The following is an 18,320-nucleotide window of genomic DNA, read 5'->3' on the forward strand; positions in this document are numbered from 1 at the left end:
TATTATCCCATTATTTTCTTAATGTCCTCTTTTGGAGTTGATATTGGAGTCAAGTTGAAGTTTTCAACCAAGACATTCAAGATATCCTCATTGGCCCATGCTGGAAGAACCGGTCCAATGAACATGTCGGTTTTTCCAAGGTATAACAAGGTCCAGAGAATAGCTGCTGCCTTTTGTTCCATCCAGCTCAATACGATGGTAAGAGGCAATTCATTCAATTCCATCTCGAACAGGTCACATAAAGCAACCGCAAGTTCAATGGCTACAATTGCATCGTTACATTGGCCTAAGTCCAATAGTCTTGGAATTCCTTCAATGTCTCCCAAGTCAAGATCGTTGAACCTGAACTTATTACATGCTAAAGTGAGCACAATTGTATCTTCAGGCAAGTTTTCAACAAACTCTCTGTAGTAGCTCATCCTTGGGTTTGGAGTGTCACATCCAGCTACAAGGAAGAATCTCTTTATTTTTCCAGCAAGCACTAATTCCTTGATTTGAGGTGCTAAGGATAAAATAGTGCTTAAGCCGAAACCGGTAGTGATAGTTGAGAGTTCTTCAGCTTCGAGTCCGCCTAATTCAATAGCCTTATCGATCAATGGCTTGAAGTCGTAATCTTCAATTACCTGTGCGCCAGGAATCTTTACTATATCCATGGTGAACAATCTGTCTGCATATTCCGCTTTTGGCAATAATACACAGTTGGTAGTTCCTAAGATAGCTGCATTGTACTCTGCAAACACTTTCTTTTGGTCAATCCATGCTCCACCGATTTGACCTGCCAAGGATTCATATTTTGCAAGTTCTGGGTATCCGTGAGCAGGCAACATTTCACTGTGGGTGTAGACCTTTACATCGGTTCCTTCGGTTTGCTTTAATAATTCTTCTAAAGCTTTTAAGTCATGGCCAGTTACGATAATGGCTGGACCTTCTTGAGCTCCAACTTTTACTTCAGTTGGCACTGGTTCGCCAAAGTTCTTGATGTGAGCTTCTTTAAGCATTTTCATAACTTTAAAGTTTGCTTCACCAGAGTCAAGCCCTAATTGAACTAAATCTCCTACATCAAAGTTTACGTTGGTTAAAGTGGAGTATAATCCTTTAGTCAAGAATTCATCTACACTTTCATCCCTTACTCCTAATTCATTGCAATGGTAGTTGTAAGCGGAAATACCTTTCATTGCAAAGATCAAATTGTCCTGAAGTCTTGCAACGGTACCGTTTTTACCGCATACCCCTGCATTTGTACATGCAGTTCCTCTTGCAGTTTGGGAACATTGATAACAAAACATGTTGAAATCACTCATTAAAAACACATCCTTTTCCTAATTTTAAATCAAATTTTACTTCTCTTAAGACTAGAAAATAGAAATTCAATTGCAACATAGTTTTATCAAAATCAATAAATAGGCCTAAATAAGAATTTTAATAATGCAAGCCTTCAATTGCTTAAATGGCTTGAACTATATAAGAAATTTTTTCTATTTTTATTCTTATGTAATTAAAGATATTCCTTATAGTACTTATAAAGGTTTTGTAACTAGTGTAGGGTGAAAAGTAACAAAATATATTTATAAAACAAAATAATAGAGTAATATATAGTTAGGAGAGGAATTGCATGGAATCAATAATAGAATCATTACAAAAGTTCGGCCTTACAAGATACGAAGCAAAGGCATACATAGGAATGACCAACTTAATATCCGGAAAAGCTGAAGAAATAGCCAGGACATCTGAAATTCCAAGATCAAAAATCTACAATACATTAAAGGAACTTGATAAAAAAGGATTCATTACAATAACACATACAAGACCTCTTCTATATCAAGTTGTTCCTCCAAACGAAATATTCAAAAGGAAAAAAGGGGAACTGATTAAGGAACTTGAATTATCACAAGAAAAATTAGACGAGATTTATAATGACCAAATATCCGAAATTCAAGCTCCTGTATGGTTGATTAAAACAAGCGAGAATATCATAAATAAAGAGCTAGAAATTGTCAAAAGAGCAAGAAAATCAATCAACATGAGAATAGGATTCCTGCTTGAAGGTGAAGGGGAAGCTCTTATAAAGGCCTTCAAGGAACTTCCAAGAGGAATTCCAATAAGAATCCTTGCAACACCAGAGTGTTATATCAATGGTGAGAAATTGGAAATCATCAAAATGTTTGAGGAAGCTAAACTGGACAATCTAGAGATTATAGAAACAGACATCAAATTTGTGAAAATCATAATTAGAGATGGAAAAGAGCTTTTCCGTACTATAGTAAAATTTACAGGAGAAGAGAAATCCGTGCTTCCTGAAACATCTGTAGGTGTGCAGAACAGATATGAGGACATTTGCCAGAACTTTGATGAGAGATTCCTGAATCAGTTCAATAAGATGAAAGCTAAACAAAATAAGAAAAACAAAGGAAAAACAGAATAATGGAATTATAGATAAATAGTTATTTTTTCAATGATTCATCAACAATATCGCAAATGGTCTCATCCACATTCAAAATGGCTGTCCTGTACTCATCGGTTCTTTTTGCAAACTCATCGTAATTGTCCATGACTTCGAAGATCTTTTCATCCAAGTCCTCAAGGTCACATTCAACAGTTGCGCCTTTGAATATGGAAACCATATCGTGGTATCTGCCATATTTCACTCTTTTTAAAATTACAACAGGCAAATTGCATACCATGGCCTCATGAAGCATCAATCCATCATTGGTGAGCACTGCAAGGTCAGCCAAGCACAATAAGTCATTCACCCAATCGATAAATCCAAGATTGATTATCTTTGTCTCATCGATGTACTTGTAAAACTCTTCCTGTAAAGGGTCACCTACCAAGACAAGATTATATTTATCACAGTACTTTGAGAACTGGTCAATGGCCTGCGCTGTCTTTTCAAACAATGAAGAGCCTGATGAGAAAACGATTGTCGGCTTGCTTTCATCAAACTCGATAGCATCAGGGTTTTTGGATTTGACTTCACTGCAATGGGCCTTTATCTTTTCGAGTGCAATTTCCTTGTTTCCATGAGTGATGTTTTCATTTACAGGCAAGAAGGATTTCACCATATTGTCTGGAATGTCTTCTGAGAGGAACAAGTTGTTTTCAGGCAATATTATTGGAGTTCCAATATGACTGCATATTTTGGTATCAAGTGGAGTGATCAAAAGACTTACGGTTGGGATTCTTGCAAGCTTTGCGCCAAGTGCTCCTACAATGGCTCCACCACCGAGAATCCCCAGTTCCAAATCGAACTTTTTGGACTTCAATAGCTTTCTTGTTTTGAAAACAGCCCTGACAGCTCTGACAGCTGCCTTGATGGTGGTAGTGATTGTTGCGGAATGGCCTCCAGCCTGTGGAATGATTACCTTATTCCACTCTATATTGTTCTTCTTGAACAGGATACCTGGAGCGGATTCATCCAGTGCAATCTCACAATCATATCCTCTCTTCTTGAGTGCATTGTAAACATTCAATGCTATTCCGGCATCTCCACCTAAGCCTCTGCCTGTTACAATGATCAATATCTTTTTCTTGTCCACAAAGATTCCCCTCATGAAAAATAAAAATAATTAAAACTGATTTTATTGATTAAAAAATCAATAAATGAACTTTACAATAATTTGTACTATTAAATTTATATTCATAATATTTTATATACTTTAAGAAAAATTAATCCAATTAAGAAGTTTTTTTTAAAGAAATTATCTAAAACAAGATTTATTAAAAAATTTTATTGAAAAAACTTAAAAAATTATATTAAAAATGAAAAATAAACTAAAATTAAGCAATATTCTTAATAAACTAAAAGTGATTGAAAATGAAAAACTGGAAAATAATCGGATTAATATTAATCATTCTGCTTGCTGTTGTGGCAATCAGCGGTTGCATCGGAGAGGATTCCGACTCCGACTCTTCAGCTCTTGTGGTGGATGGTATTGACATTACAGAAGATGGAACCTATGACTCAAAGGAAGAGGTTGCGGCATATATCGTTGAATATCACAAGCTTCCTTCCAATTACATAACCAAAAGGGAAGCGAAGGCTCTTGGATGGCATGGTGGAAGCGTTGAAAAATACGCTCCTGGAAAATGCATTGGAGGGGACATATTTACAAACCGTCAATCCATTTTGCCTATAACCCATGAGTATAAGGAATGTGACATCGACACCTTAGGTGCAAGCAGCAGAGGACCTAAAAGGATAGTTTATTCCACTGATGACTTTGAGGTTTACTATACTGGAGATCATTACGCAAGCTTTGAGCATTTGACTTAAAAAAGATTTAAAATCAATTTTAATCAAGCTAAATAATAAACTGAAACCATAAAATAACGATTCATATGACAAATAAACTATTGGAAAACAGACGACTTAGAAAAAAACTGAAAAAGATGATAGATAACATGAATGAAATAGTCTTGTATGGGGAAGAAATGAAGGAAAATCCCCATGAATACATAAAGGAAAAACTGGATTTCCCAGATTATTACGGTGAAAATCTTGATGCATTATATGATTGCCTTTGTGAATTGGATGAAAGGATAATCATCATCAAGGACAGCTCCGAACTTGATGAAGACCTGATAGCCACCTTCAAGGATGCATCAGTTGAAAACCCTGATTTGAAATTAATTTTAGATTAAATCCTTAATCTAAATTCTTTTTTTATTTTCATTCAAATGCCATTTTTTTTATTTTTCTAATCTATTTTTCAAATAATCAAATCATCAAGATTATTACTAATAATTAAATAATATAAAAAATAAACCTATAATATTATATTGTAAATTAAAATTTATAATTAATATTTATCAAAAATTACTTAAATTAGAAAACGGTGAAAATATGAGAGTTTTACTTATTCACTCTGATTATATAAAATATCAAGTAAAAAACAAAACTCCAGTAGCTGAAGAAATTGAGGAAGCTCAGGAAAATGGGGCTTTCGATGAAGCTTTGGTCGTTTTCTCATCCATTGAAAAAGAGGATGAGGAAAATCCAAGCGCTATCGTTAAAAATTTGGTTGCTGAAGTCATCAAAACCAACGAAGAAGTCAATGCAGAAAAAATCGTCTTGTACCCATATGCTCACCTTTCTTCATCCCTTGGTGCCCCTAAAGTGGCAGTGCAGATATTGAAGGATGCTGAAGAGGCACTTAAGGAAGAAGGATTGGATGTGTTTAGAGTTCCATTCGGCTGGTATAAGGCATTTGAAATTTCTTGTAAAGGACACCCATTGTCTGAACTTTCAAGAACCATCACTGCAGACGCTGAAGAAGAGGAAGAAAAAGAAGAGAAAAAGCCATCCACCTGGTTAATATTCAAGGACGGGGAAACCTTTGACCCTAAGAAATACAACTATGAAAGCAAGGACTTGGAAAAACTGGTTGCATACGAACTTGGAGAAGGTGCTTCCGATGAAGGGGAACCTCCACATGTAAAGATCATGAGGGAAAAGGAATTATGTGACTATGAACTTGCCTCTGACATCGGTAACCTCAAATGGTATCCGAAAGGCAGATTGGTTCGTGACTTGCTTGCAGATTACGTTTACAACTTTGTAGTTGACTTAGGCGCAATGCCTATTGAAACTCCAATCTTCTATGACCTTGCAAACGATGCAATCAGGGAACATGCGGCAAAGTTCGGTGAAAGACAATACAAGACCGCAACCAAAAAGGACTTGATGCTCAGATTTGCATGCTGTTTCGGTGCATTCAGAGTTCTTGGCGGATCTTTCCTTACCTGGAAAAACCTCCCTGCAAAGGTTTACGAATTATCCACCTACAGTTTCAGATTCGAGAAAAGAGGAGAAGTTGTAGGTCTTAAGAGACTAAGGGCATTCACCATGCCTGATATGCACAGCTTCTGTGCCGACATGCCACAAGCCCTTCATGAGTTTGACGCTCAAGTTGACATGTGTGTCCAAACCGGTGTTGACCTTGATGTTAACTACGAAGCGATCTTCAGGGCAACCGAAGACTTCTACGAAGAAAACAAGGAATGGATGGAAGCAACCGCAAAAAGAATCGGCAAGCCATTGTTACTCGAAATCTTGCCTGAAAGAAAACATTACTGGTCCTGCAAAATCGACTTTGCAGCTATCGACTACCTAGGAAGACCTATCGAAAATCCTACCGTACAGATAGATGTTGAAAGCGGTAGAAGATTCGGCATCGAATATGTTGACGAAAACGAAAATCCTCAAAACCCAATCATCTTGCACTGTTCCCCTACCGGAAGTGTGGAAAGGGTTATCTGCAGTTTGCTTGAAAACACTGCAAAAGAGGATGGAATATCCCCAATGCTTCCGATTTGGTTAAGCCCATCTCAAGTTAGAATCTTGCCAATCGGTGAAAAACACTTAGACTATGCTAACGAATTGGCTGACAAAATTGCAGCTGAAAACATTCGTGTGGATGTCGACAACAGTGATGACAGGGTAGGTAAGAAAATCAGAAACGCTTCCAAGGAATGGATACCTTACATTGTAGTGATTGGTGATAAGGAAGTTGAAACCGACAATTACAATGTAACCGTAAGAAAAACCGGTGAAAAGCTTGATATGACTGCAGATGAACTTATCGCATCTGTCAAGGAAGAAACCGAAGGAATGCCATTCAGAAGACTTCCATTGCCAAGAAACGTTTCAGAAAGAATTAATTTCAAATAAGTTGATTCAATCAACTTATAATTTCTTTTTTTTTTAACAGTTTTTTATATGTTCGTATAGGAACAAATTTTATTTTTTTTCATGCTCTTTTTAAATCTTAAATTGATTAACAATCCTATATTTAAATATTAAATTGAATAAATAGTAATATGAACAATTATTATTGAACAATTTATTCCGTATAATTTTTATTGAATATGGATTGCCTTAATTTTTATTGGAGGGGCTTAAGATTAATATAAAGAGAATTTTTATGGTTTTAACTGTCTTGCTTATTTCATTTTTGATGATAAGCTCAGTTAGTGCAGGTTGGTTTGATTTTCTAGGTGATGGTTCAAGCGCTGAAAATAATGAAACCAATTTTGTTGTCGGATATTTCGTTGAATTTCCACCATTCGAGTATACAGATGACAATGGTGAAGTGACCGGATTCGATTTGGACTTGGCTCAGGAAGTCTGTGACAGAAACAATTGGACATTGGTGAAACATCAGATAATCGATTGGGACACTAAAGAAGCGGAACTTGACTCTGGTGCTATAGACTGCATTTGGAGCGGATTTACAATCAATGGTCGTGAAGACGATTACGCTTGGAGCGAACCATATTTCAACAATTCCCAAGTATTTGTAGTGAAAGCAAATTCCAGCATTTCCTCATTTGAAGACTTGAAAGGAAAGGCTATAGATGTGGAGATGGGAAGCAGTGCCCTTAACGCTCTTGAAAACAATCAGACCTTAAAAGACAGTTTTGGAAATGTCAATGAAATAACAGAATATGATACATCATTCATGGATTTGGAATCTGGAACCTGTGATGCTGTTCTTGGCGATTGTGATGTCATGAAATACATAATCAATACAAAATATGATGAGGGAGATTATAAAATCTTGGAAACTCCATTATCCATTGAACAGTATGGTGTCGGATTCTCAAAGGACAATACTGAATTGAGAGACCAGGTCCAAGAAACCTTAAATGAAATGTATGAAGATGGAACCATTGATAAGATTGCTCAAAAATATAAAGATTATGGAGTGCCTGAAGGGGTAATCTATCCATAATCCCTTATTTTTTTTAACTTATCACTTTTCTTTTCTTCATCATAAATATCATAAAGTATAATTAAATCAACTTATCACTTTTCTTTTTTCATCAATTATTATAAATATCAAAACTATTTTTCACATTATTTAAATTACTTAACTATATATTATATTAAAACATAAATTATAATTGTATAAATACTTAGATTTTATGAAAATAATAAATGAGTATTTAAACTAAATAAATGATTTAAATAAATGATAATTAAAAATCAAAATTATAAATTATTCTTGAAATTGGAGGATATGAAATGTTTATAGGAGAAGCTCTCATTGGAGACGGAGACGAATTAGCACACGTTGATTTACTTATTGGTGAAAAAGACGGTCCTGTAGGAAACGCATTTGCTAATGGATTAAGCCAATTATCTGTTGGACACACTCCATTGCTCAGTGTAATCAGACCTAACCTAATGACCAAGCCAGCTACCATCATCATCCCTAAGGTAACCGTTGGTGACTTAGAGGATGCAAGCAAGATCTTTGGACCAGCTCAAACCGCTGTAGGTAGAGCAGTAGCTGACTGTGTGGAAGAAGGAATCATCCCTAAAGACAAAGTGGAAGACTGGGTAATCAATGCAAGCGTATTCATCAGCCCAGCTGCTGAAGACTACAGAAAGATTTACCAATACAATTATGCTGCAACCAAGCTTGCAATCAAAAGAGCATTGAAAGGATACCCTGACATTGACAAGGTATTATACGAAAAAGACCGTGGAACCCACGCAATCATGGGATTCAAGGCAATCAAGCTCTACGAACCACCTTACTTGCAAGTTGCTCTTGACCTTGACAACTTGGAAGTTATGGAAAGAATCATCAAGCAACTCCCTAACAGAGAAAGAATCCTCCTTGAAGCAGGAACTCCTCTTGTTAAGAAATTCGGTGTCGGCGTAGTTGGTAAAATCAGAGAATTGGCTCCAAGCGGATTCATCATTGCTGACTTGAAGACCTTGGATGTAGGTAGGGTTGAAGTCAAGATGGCTGCGGATGAAACTGCTGATGCAGTGGCTATCTCCGGTCTCGGTACCATTGAATCCATTGAAAAGGCTATCCACGAATGTCAAAAACAAGGAATCTACTCCATCCTCGATATGATGAATGTGGATGACTTCACCAAAAAGCTCAAGAAACTCAACAAGGAGTACTTGCCTGACATCGTTCTATTGCACAGAAACGTTGACCTCGAAAGTAAGCTTAGAGCTGAAGGCAAGAACCTTGATGACGTAAGCGCATGGGGTAACATCAAAGAGATCAAGAAAATCACTGGCGGTTTAGTTGCTGTAGCTGGAGGAGTAACTCCAGAAAAAGCACCTGAAGCATTTGAAAAAGGTGCAGACATCATCATTGCAGGAAGATACATCATCGGTTCCGGTGACCCAAGAAGAGCTGCAGAAGACTTCTTGGCACAAATGCCTGTAGATCCAAACCACATGAGAGTGGTCATGGAAGATGATGAGCAAATCTAAGTTCGTCAATAAAAATTATTAAGGCATCAGCTAATTAGATTATTCTAATTAGCTATTTTTTTTAAATGATTTTTGAAAATAAGAATTATCATGATGCCAATGGCTTAAGAACCAAACAATAAAGGTGAAAATATGGGATTTTGCAATTCTTGCGGCAGACCTATGGGAAGAAATGACTGCGGTACAAATGAAGATGGCAGTCAGAATATGGATTACTGTAAAGACTGTTTCCAAAATGGAGAATTTACAGAACCTGACATAACCATAAACGAAATGATCATTAGACATGCAAAAAGGATGATGAAGAGAAACCCTGACTTGCGTGAAGAGGAAGCAACCGGTTTGCTTTGCAACTTCCTTCCAAACCTAAAGAGATGGAATCCAAATCCTGACGATGAAATCGATGAGGATGAGGAACCTGTCATGGGTTACAGAGGAAATGCCAAAGACATGTTCTAATCAAAACAAGATTTTTGAATTTATAGAAGTTTTCATTAAAGTTTTAACTTCTATATCACTAATTTTTTTAAAAATTTAAAATCAATGAAAAGACTAAAATTTACTAATTTTTTTAAAAATTTAAAAATAGAAAAAATAGCTATTAAATAAACTGTTTTTAAGATTAATTTTAAAAAAAAAGTAGTTGATATTTGTTAGAATAATAAATTATTGTATTCTTAAAATGAAGTTTTTGAATTTATCCAAGAGATTCTTATAGTGGATGACCTTGACTTTCTCATTGTATAGGTCTTCCTGAGACCTTTCGTATTTTTTGAGCAATGCTATGTACTCTTTCTGCAATTCCACATAATCGTCAAAAGTATAGGAACTTGAACTGGATGTGAACTGCTCATTGCTGATGAACTCGGAATCATCTGATTCTCCATTGCTTAATTTTTCATTCAACAATGCCAAATCATCATTCAAATCTGAAATGATGAAGTTCTTGTCTTCCAATTGTTTTCTTAAACTGGAAATGGTGTTCTTGTTTTCCTCAAGCTGATCCCTTAGATTTGAGCAATCCTCTTTTAAAATAAGCAGTTTCCTGTTGGATTCCCCAAGTTCGGATTTGCTTTCATCCAATTCAACTGTGAAAGCCTCCAATTTTGAGGCATTGTCAATCAATTCATCCTTGACTTCGGTCAATTCCTTTGTTAGCTTTTCATTCTCATCGGCTAACATGGCGTTGAACAATTCCATTGCCGCTTGCATTTCATCAAGCTCTTCAAGCTCTTCCGCTTGGGCTTGTGATAGGATGAAGACCTCTTCCTTATCCTCAAAGATATTGTCAGACTTGGATACAGTGACCTGAACCTGTTCTGTCTTATAGGTCTTTTTAGTACCATCCTTCAATGTCCTATTGTAAGACCTAAAATATTTTTTAACAATACCTTTTACGAAATCCATAAAAACACCATTTAGAATATAACCATTAAAAAAAATTAAAAATTAAAAACATCGTTTTCAAGACAAAAATTTGTCAATAAAATTCGATTATAATATTAATATATGATTTATATTATATAAGTTTTATAATTTTTTTAAGGAAATAAAAAGTAAATTTTAATCAAAGTTATTATAAAAATATGTATAGTTAAAAAACAATCCTTAAGAAATTATCACTTAAAAAAATAATTATTTAAAAATAAAAAATGGGGCAAGATAATGAAAATTGTTGGAATTTGTGGAAGTCCACGGGAAGGAGCCAGCGAATATTTGCTGAAAAGGGCATTGGATGAATTGGAAAATGAAGATTCATTTGAAACAAAATTCATATCTGTAAAGGATAGGAACATCTCTCCATGCACTCATTGCAACGACTGCGAGAGAAGCAAAGGGAAATGTTCAATAGCTGATGACATGGATGAAATCTATGAAGCCCTAAGGGAAGCTGATGGAATCATACTTGCAAGTCCAATTCATTTTGGAAGCATCTCCGCACAACTAAAGGCCGTAATCGACAGATGCCAGGCCATGATCATGGAAGATTTGGATATCTTCAAGAACAAGGTAGGGATTTCAATAGTCGTTGGAGGAGACAGGTCCGGCGGTCAGGAATTGGCCATTCAGCAAATCAATACATTCTACCTATTGAATAAAATCATACCGGTGAGCGGAGGATCCTTTGGTGCCAACTTAGGTGCATGCCTTTGGTCACAGGACGATGGTGCAGATGGAGTCAAGGAAGATGAGTATGGCCTTAAGACATTGGATATGACCATAAGTCACTTTAAGGAGTTCCTATTGGAATTCAAATCATGATGCCTAATGACTTTAAGAGATTTGCAAAAGATATATAACTAAAAATTTATATAGGAATATCTAATTATAATATATAAGAAATTATTAATTGTTTTAAGTTTAAAACAATATTAAATAAAAAAAATACTTCTTTTTAATTTTGATGGTGAAAAAATGGGCGAAGCGACTGGAAGTTCCAAAGTGGCTAAGGGAAGTGCAATAATCCTGATTGGTAATGTCATCTTCCGTGTGGGAGGATACCTTTACCGTTTCCTTATGGCATCACTTTTAGGACCTGCAGCATATGGTATACTTGGACTTACAACTCCATTTCAAGGAATCTTCCAGGTATTGTCTGCGGCAGGGCTTCCGCCTGCAATAGCTAAATACGTATCTGAGTACAATGCTCTCGATGAGGAGGACTTGGCTCGCCAGACCGTCTTTACAGCACTGAAGATAATGGTCTTTTTAGGATTCTTCTTTGGACTGGTCATGGTATTTGTAGCCGCACCTATCATTACAAACTATTATCACAAGCCTGAAGCGCTATTGCCTCTCCAGGCTGTAGGTCTCATCACTCCTTTCAGTGTAATTGTAGGAGCATTCAGAGGTGCCTTCCAAGGTGTATACAAAATGGAATACATCCTTTACACACGTGCAATCGAACAGATATTCATGATTCTCTTTGCAACTGCACTTGTAATTTTAGGATTGTCCACCTTTGGTGCAGTATTAGGTTCCGTTCTCGGTTTTGCGGCATCTGCAGTTTCTGCAGTATACATATTCAAAAGATATATGGGAAAGTACATACCTCCTGCAAATCCTGACTTCAAGTTCACATTCAAACAGGAAATGGGCCTTGCAAAAAGGTTGCTCTTCTTTTCAATCCCAGTGACAATCACCGCACTTGCTGAAATGGGTATCTACAGTATCTGCACCTTGCTTATGGGAGGATTTTTGGCTGCAACCGCAATCGGTTACTTCACAGCTGCAGACCCTATCTCAAGGCTTCCATTGATCGTCTCAAGCTCCCTTGCAACCACAATACTGCCTGCGGCATCTGAAGCATATGCCCTAAAGGACCAGAACCTTCTTGAAAAATATGTGAATGCATCCTATAAATACGGAATGTTCTTTGTAATCCCTATGTGTGTGGGAATAGCAATATTCGCAAAGGAAATCATGGGGCTTGTATACTTCACCAATTCTGCATACATGAACGGTGCAATGTCCCTTGCAATTCTTGTTATCGGCATGACATTCTATTCAATCTACACAATTTCCGGAAGCATTGTGCAGGGTATAGGAAACCCAAGAATTCCAATGTACCTTTTGATATTCGGATGTATCATCACCTTAGGCCTTGGATGGTATCTGATTCCTACCTACGGCATTGAAGGGGGAGCGCTTGCAACCACAATAGCTTCATTCATAATGATGATTCCAATGTTCCTGCTTCAATTCAGATTGACAAAGACCCATGCCCCTTACATGTTCCTCGCCAAAGTCACAATAGCTTCATTGATCATGGCATTGCCTGTATTTGTGCTTCCAAACGACAGCTATGGATTGATTGCAGGATTGATCATCTGTCCTATAATCTACATGATTGCAATAGTGGCACTTAAAACCTTGTCACATGATGATGTGGCAGGATTCAGAAGATTTACCACAAAATTAGGACCTTTAAGAAAATATGCAAACAAGCTATTGGATATCATCGATAAATACAGCTCTTAAAATCAATTATTTTTATTATTTAATTCTATTTTTAGATTTTTACCTTTTAATTAAATTTGAAGCCTTACTATTTTTATCATGATTTAAAACTTTCCTTAGTTAATTTATATCGATTGAAAAGGAAAATGCCCTTTATAAGCAAATTATCGATTACGAATATTGCTCATAACGAATAAAAATGAATATCAACTCTTTTTTTAGCTAAAATCACGATTTAAACCACTGTTAAACTTTGAAAATTTTATCGATTATTAGATTAAAATAAATAAGTTTAATTAATAAAAAGTATATATTAACTATCAATAAAGGGTAATTTTTATAAAATAAGTTGTTAATAAGGTAAAAGGGACGATTAAAATGACTGAAGTTAAGGCTGGTGTTGAATATAAGATCAATATTGATGGAAATTCTTTTCTTTTGGATCAAAAGAAATTCAATCTATTGATTTATATTAATGAAAGCGGATCCATTACAGAAGCGGCTAAGCGTTCTAAAATTTCTTACAGAACCGCTTTGAACTATATCGACAAAATAGAATCCGCTTTGGATATAGCTATTGTAAGCACAAAAAAAGGAGGAAGCGGTGGTGGAGGCAGTACCACCCTTACCGAAGAGGGCTTGCAAATATTGAAGGAATGCAAAAAGATCAATGCCATCATGGAACTCCACAGGGAAACCAACGAAATCGAAGCGGAAATTCTTGAAGTGGATAAGGCAAAAGGGGTCATGAAAATTCAAATGAATGAATTGACCATAACAATTCCTTTGAAAAAGGAATATAAAGTTGGAGATCAGATATTGGCTTTAATAAGCTATGACAATATCTTCATAATGTTGGAGCCTCAAACATCCAGCATAAGAAATATCTTCAAAGGCAGAGTTACTGAAATGAAGCTTCAGGATGAGATGATTCGTGTTAAAATAGATATTGGCGGAGTGGATATTTTCTCAGACATTACCTTGTCTGCAGGAAAAGACTTAGATTTGAGTTTGGGAAAAGAAGTTTACATTGGATTCAAGGCATTGTCAATAGCTACTTTAAAATTATAATCATTTTTTAAATGCTTAAAAATAAGATAATCTAATAATTTAGCCTATAGTTTTATATAGATTAAACAAAATAAGATTATTTACAGATTTATTCAATGGTGATATTATTTTAAAAATTATAGTTGATGAGGACAAATGCACCGCATGTGGAAATTGCAAGGAAATTTGCCCTAAAGGTGGATATATTTGGACAATTGATAAGGTTGCACATGTATCAAACCTGGATTATTGTCATGTTTGTACATTATGTGCAATGAAATGCGGTCCAGATGCAATTAAAATTATGAGAAATGCGCCAGATGAATGAATTATTAATCGTTATTTTAATTAAATTATAGTTTAAAATTTTGCGATAAATTGTTGACTATATCATACTATTATAAAACTTAAATCAAGTGAGTGATTCAATGACTAGAACAGCTAAAGTTTCAAGAAAGACATCTGAAACAGATATTGAAATAGAAATGAATATTGATGGAAGCGGAAAATATGAAATTGACACCGGAGTCAATTTCTTCAACCACATGCTGGAATCATTTTCAAAACACAGCTTCATTGATTTGAAGATCAAGGCAATAGGTGACATTGAAATAGATGACCACCACACTGTGGAAGATGTTGGCATATTGTTAGGTGAGGCTTTTGCTGAAGCTATTGGCGATAAGAAAGGAATCAGAAGAATGGGCCATGCGATTGTCCCTATGGATGATTCCGTTGCAACAGTTGCCATAGACATCAGCGGCCGCAGCTACTGCAATATGAAGCTTGACTTTAAATGCGATAAGATCGGTGATTTGAGCAGTGATGTTGTAGTTCACTTCTTTGAGTCATTTGCCTCAAGCGGAAAGATCAATGTCTATGGAACCTGTGAAGGTTCAAATGACCACCACAAATGCGAAGCTCTTTTCAAGGCATTTGCAAAATCATTGTATGATGCATGTAAGATAGAGCATGATGAGATCTTAAGTACAAAAGGCGTATTGTAACTTAAAGGTTTATTTGGCCTTTTATTTTTTTACTTTTCTTTTTTTAAATTTATTTTTAATCTATTTTTTATTATTTTTTTAACTTTTTAATGATTTCTTAATCTATTTCTCTAGAATTTATCCAAGCACATCCCATCAACTACTTTTATTTCACCATTGCATTTTGGACATTTGTTTTTTGATAGGATATATTTTGGAATCTCACTGTCACAGCTAGGGCAGTGATACTTCTTTGAAGAGTGGAAGTTTCTTGATAGGTCTACAATATAACAGTCATCCTTCAAATCTGAAGATTTTATGAATGGCTTTAGGATTTCATTGGAAATCCTATTTTCCTTAGCCAAGTTTTCTATTAAGGAAATAGCTTCATCTTCATCAGATGGATTCCTAATGACGGATATGATGTATAGCTTTATCTTCCTATCGCAATTCACGCAATAAGTTTCGACAATGTCTCCTGAGATTAAGGAATCCCTATCCAAATCATAGGCTTTTCTAATCAGGATATACTCTTCAATCTCGCCGTCCTCATTTAGGCAAAAGAGCAATGGTCCCTGATCTTTCCATCTGAATCCGCAATCCTCACATTCAAAGTAATCTATAGAAGGCATTTCACATCACCATAAAAAAATGATAGCATTTCAATCATATTGTTAGTATTTTAACGAATTAAATTATTAAATAAAAAGTCTTGAAATTGAGTTTAAATAAAAATAAAAAAAGTAAATTTTGGTTTGATTTGAGATTTGATTTATTTGATTTGATTTGAATTTGTTTTAAAAAAGAAAAAAGAAAAATAAGTAGCTAAAAAGCTACTTAAATCCAATACACTTATTCTGGTTTGCTGATTAAATCAAGTTTGCAACCAACGTTACCTTCTTTCATGTGAGGGGTTCTTAATACAGTGTCGTTGGATTTTTCAATTTCTCTTGCTTCAGCTGCTAATGCAGCAGCACATGCAGCCATTTCGTGAGCAGCAGCTACTAAAGGAATGAAGTTTTCGAAACCTTTGGTCATGAAACAACCTTTCATGTCTAAACCTGCTACAGCACCAGCCATTTCGTATGCAGCAATAGCTTTTGCTTTTGCGTATGGGTTTTGGAACTTAGCTGCTTCTACTGCTTTTTCAGCAGTTACAATGAGTTTAGGTAATTCGATTTCGTTACCTGCTTCTACAGCTTCGATTACACCGTCAATGGTTTTTTGGATTAATCTTAAAGCACCGGTTTCAGCTAATACCTTAATGATGTCAGCGTTGAAGATAGCCATTTCAGTTGGGTCTAACCATTCTCTTTTTGCACCGATCATTGGGTCAGCCATAACAATAATGTAACCTAAACCTTGTTCATCCATTTCGTCTTTCTTACCTTTACCAGGAGCGTCACCGATGATAATAGCAGGAATATCTTCTGCAGATAATAATTCTCTTGCTTTAGCTGGACCAGGTGCAGCTGGGTTTGGGCTTACGAAAATACAGAAATCTGGGTCGAATTGTTTGAACTTAGGTACAACGTCTTCGACTTGTTCAGGGTTCATTTTTGCTCCAGATCCAAATACTCTTACGTCGATGTTTGGTCTGTCTGCTCTTTCGTCTAATAATAAATCTAATATTGGTGAAGAACCAATATTACCACTTCTTAATATAGCGATTTTAACTACCATAATATCACAATTATATTTATAGTATTTGCTTTTTATAAAGTTTAATGTTAAAATCAAAACAAAACATTTATATAATAGAAAAAATTTTTTGCAAATTATTAAAAAAAGTTATTTGAGTAATAATAAAATTTTAAAACCCCCGAACAAAAAATAAAGAACAAACAAGAGTATTTTTATTAAAAAAAGGAAAATTTGTCTTTTTTGAAAAAATCAGAAATTCTTATAAAAATGAAATTATTGGAAAATTTCTCTCATAAAAAATATCAGTTAATCTTCTAAATATTCATCAATTTTTTTGCCAAAAATCCTATCATAAAATTGGATGATGAAACCTACAACAATTCCTGCAAAAATGGTTCCTTCACGAACTCCTTCGAGATGGCCTAAGAATATGAATGAGATAACTGCAGCCATAGTTATGATAGATATGTCAAAAAATGGCTTTACCTTTCCAAAGTCCCTATTCAATACTTCTGCAATAGCTAGAACTGCACCGTCACCTGGAAGCATGGTAAGATTTGACTTAACCTCAATGGTTAAACCAAAAGCAAGAACAAAACAACTCACAATACATAAAATCCATTGACTGATGTAATCAGTGAGATTAATAAAGCTTAGGAACCCAAGGGTGAAATCAATCATATACCCAAATAATATGCAAATAAGCATTTGTGCAATCTGTGAAACTGTAACTTTCTTGAGAAGAAGCATTTGAAATAAAACAAGAAGTGCATTGAAAAGTATTGTAAATACTCCAACGCTTAAAGGAAAAATAATGCATAAAACATAAGGAACAGAAGATATTGGGGCAGTTCCTAAAGTAGCTTTAATGGATAATGAGATACCTAAGGACATTATACTTACTCCAACAATAAGCATTACATATCTGAAAATCAATTTTTTATCCATTTTATCTTCCCACCTTTATATTCCATTTTAAATTTTAATAGAATAAAGTATTTAAAATTTTTTAAGAAAAAATAAAAAATAAATAAAAAAACCAAGAGATATTTAAACAGGTGCTATGATGAAAAAAGTAAAAATCACTGTAATGAAAAAAGCAAGATATGATGACTTGATTGAAAAATACGAAAATCCAATGGAACATGAATGTGATGTAGAGCTTGGAGACACTTTTATTGCTAATGGATGGGAAAAGCCTGAAGATTTCTGCAGCAGCGCTTGGGAAAGCATTTCATCATTTGTGCTTGCATTATCATCTGGCGGTGAAGATTTATACGATGGCTGGATGAAAAATAAGAAATCAGCAATGATATCCTGCAATGATGGATTCCGTCCTGTAAGCTTTTTGCTTGAAACACTTGATGAAGATGCAGATTAAAATTAAATTAAAAATGGATAAAAAATCTGGCAGGATTGCTTAAAAAATTAATAAA

At 35.2% G+C, this 18,320-nt stretch carries 19 protein-coding genes; 13 read left to right on the top strand and 6 right to left on the bottom strand.

Features of this window, described 5'->3' with window-relative positions:
* Nucleotides 1–2 precede the first annotated feature (2 nt).
* Complete coding sequence (gene hcp / locus IJE13_RS08420) at nucleotides 3–1,301, bottom strand: hydroxylamine reductase (protein WP_292779371.1); 1,299 nt, start codon at nucleotides 1,299–1,301, stop codon at nucleotides 3–5.
* A gap of 311 nt (nucleotides 1,302–1,612) precedes the next feature.
* Here hcp and IJE13_RS08425 point away from each other — a divergent pair, with 311 nt between their 5' ends.
* A complete protein-coding gene (locus IJE13_RS08425; protein WP_292779373.1) occupies nucleotides 1,613–2,422 on the top strand; it encodes a helix-turn-helix domain-containing protein in 810 nt (269 codons plus the stop codon).
* Nucleotides 2,423–2,441: 19 nt separating this feature from the next.
* On the opposite strand, the gene IJE13_RS08430 is transcribed toward IJE13_RS08425, so the two are convergent.
* A complete protein-coding gene (locus IJE13_RS08430) occupies nucleotides 2,442–3,536 on the bottom strand; it encodes a glycosyltransferase (RefSeq protein WP_292779376.1) in 1,095 nt (364 codons plus the stop codon).
* Nucleotides 3,537–3,814: 278 nt separating this feature from the next.
* On the opposite strand from IJE13_RS08430, the gene IJE13_RS08435 reads away from it, so the two are divergent.
* The 6 genes from IJE13_RS08435 (at nucleotide 3,815) to IJE13_RS08460 (ending at nucleotide 9,703) form a co-directional block, all read left to right on the top strand.
* A complete protein-coding gene (locus IJE13_RS08435) occupies nucleotides 3,815–4,273 on the top strand; it encodes a ribonuclease domain-containing protein (protein ID WP_292779379.1) in 459 nt (152 codons plus the stop codon).
* Between the two features lie 65 nt (nucleotides 4,274–4,338).
* Nucleotides 4,339–4,641 (top strand): barstar family protein, encoded by a 303-nt coding sequence (locus IJE13_RS08440; protein ID WP_292779382.1) that lies wholly within the window; start codon nucleotides 4,339–4,341, stop codon nucleotides 4,639–4,641.
* 202 nt (nucleotides 4,642–4,843) lie between these two features.
* Nucleotides 4,844–6,670 carry a threonine--tRNA ligase gene (locus tag IJE13_RS08445; RefSeq protein ID WP_292779385.1) on the top strand — a complete coding sequence of 609 codons (1,827 nt, stop codon included), beginning with the start codon at nucleotides 4,844–4,846 and terminating at the stop codon, nucleotides 6,668–6,670.
* 253 nt (nucleotides 6,671–6,923) lie between these two features.
* Entirely contained in the window at nucleotides 6,924–7,733 is an 810-nt protein-coding gene (locus tag IJE13_RS08450) for an amino acid ABC transporter substrate-binding protein (protein ID WP_292779387.1), read from the top strand.
* Nucleotides 7,734–8,026: 293 nt separating this feature from the next.
* Entirely contained in the window at nucleotides 8,027–9,244 is a 1,218-nt protein-coding gene (locus IJE13_RS08455) for a bifunctional 5,6,7,8-tetrahydromethanopterin hydro-lyase/3-hexulose-6-phosphate synthase (protein WP_292779389.1), read from the top strand.
* A 132-nt stretch (nucleotides 9,245–9,376) separates the two neighbouring features.
* Nucleotides 9,377–9,703, top strand: a complete 327-nt coding sequence (locus IJE13_RS08460) for a zinc ribbon domain-containing protein (protein WP_292779391.1) — start codon at nucleotides 9,377–9,379, stop codon at nucleotides 9,701–9,703.
* A gap of 207 nt (nucleotides 9,704–9,910) precedes the next feature.
* On the opposite strand, the gene IJE13_RS08465 is transcribed toward IJE13_RS08460, so the two are convergent.
* Nucleotides 9,911–10,651 carry a hypothetical protein gene (locus IJE13_RS08465; protein WP_292779393.1) on the bottom strand — a complete coding sequence of 247 codons (741 nt, stop codon included), beginning with the start codon at nucleotides 10,649–10,651 and terminating at the stop codon, nucleotides 9,911–9,913.
* A 258-nt stretch (nucleotides 10,652–10,909) separates the two neighbouring features.
* On the opposite strand from IJE13_RS08465, the gene IJE13_RS08470 reads away from it, so the two are divergent.
* From IJE13_RS08470 to hisB, 5 genes are all read left to right on the top strand, one after another.
* On the top strand, nucleotides 10,910–11,506 hold the full coding sequence (locus IJE13_RS08470) for a flavodoxin family protein (RefSeq protein ID WP_292779395.1): 597 nt from the start codon (nucleotides 10,910–10,912) through the stop codon (nucleotides 11,504–11,506).
* 153 nt (nucleotides 11,507–11,659) lie between these two features.
* Complete coding sequence (locus IJE13_RS08475; RefSeq protein ID WP_292779397.1) at nucleotides 11,660–13,225, top strand: flippase; 1,566 nt, start codon at nucleotides 11,660–11,662, stop codon at nucleotides 13,223–13,225.
* Nucleotides 13,226–13,582: 357 nt separating this feature from the next.
* Complete coding sequence (locus IJE13_RS08480) at nucleotides 13,583–14,275, top strand: TOBE domain-containing protein (protein ID WP_292779400.1); 693 nt, start codon at nucleotides 13,583–13,585, stop codon at nucleotides 14,273–14,275.
* 118 nt (nucleotides 14,276–14,393) lie between these two features.
* Complete coding sequence (locus IJE13_RS08485) at nucleotides 14,394–14,582, top strand: 4Fe-4S binding protein (RefSeq protein WP_292779423.1); 189 nt, start codon at nucleotides 14,394–14,396, stop codon at nucleotides 14,580–14,582.
* 100 nt (nucleotides 14,583–14,682) lie between these two features.
* Complete coding sequence (gene hisB, locus IJE13_RS08490) at nucleotides 14,683–15,261, top strand: imidazoleglycerol-phosphate dehydratase HisB (RefSeq protein ID WP_292779402.1); 579 nt, start codon at nucleotides 14,683–14,685, stop codon at nucleotides 15,259–15,261.
* Between the two features lie 110 nt (nucleotides 15,262–15,371).
* On the opposite strand, the gene IJE13_RS08495 is transcribed toward hisB, so the two are convergent.
* The 3 genes from IJE13_RS08495 to IJE13_RS08505 all read right to left on the bottom strand — a co-directional run bounded on the left by IJE13_RS08495 (nucleotide 15,372) and on the right by IJE13_RS08505 (nucleotide 17,832).
* Nucleotides 15,372–15,872, bottom strand: a complete 501-nt coding sequence (locus IJE13_RS08495; RefSeq protein ID WP_292779404.1) for a hypothetical protein — start codon at nucleotides 15,870–15,872, stop codon at nucleotides 15,372–15,374.
* A gap of 220 nt (nucleotides 15,873–16,092) precedes the next feature.
* Nucleotides 16,093–16,923: a F420-dependent methylenetetrahydromethanopterin dehydrogenase gene (locus tag IJE13_RS08500; RefSeq protein WP_292779407.1), complete on the bottom strand. Its 831-nt coding sequence runs from the start codon at nucleotides 16,921–16,923 to the stop codon at nucleotides 16,093–16,095.
* Between the two features lie 267 nt (nucleotides 16,924–17,190).
* Entirely contained in the window at nucleotides 17,191–17,832 is a 642-nt protein-coding gene (locus IJE13_RS08505; protein WP_292779410.1) for a DUF6198 family protein, read from the bottom strand.
* Between the two features lie 118 nt (nucleotides 17,833–17,950).
* On the opposite strand from IJE13_RS08505, the gene IJE13_RS08510 reads away from it, so the two are divergent.
* Nucleotides 17,951–18,265 (top strand): TIGR04076 family protein, encoded by a 315-nt coding sequence (locus IJE13_RS08510; RefSeq protein ID WP_292779412.1) that lies wholly within the window; start codon nucleotides 17,951–17,953, stop codon nucleotides 18,263–18,265.
* Nucleotides 18,266–18,320 lie beyond the last annotated feature (55 nt).

The sequence above is a fragment of the Methanobrevibacter sp. genome, assembly GCF_017410345.1.
Taxonomy (GTDB): domain Archaea; phylum Methanobacteriota; class Methanobacteria; order Methanobacteriales; family Methanobacteriaceae; genus Methanobrevibacter.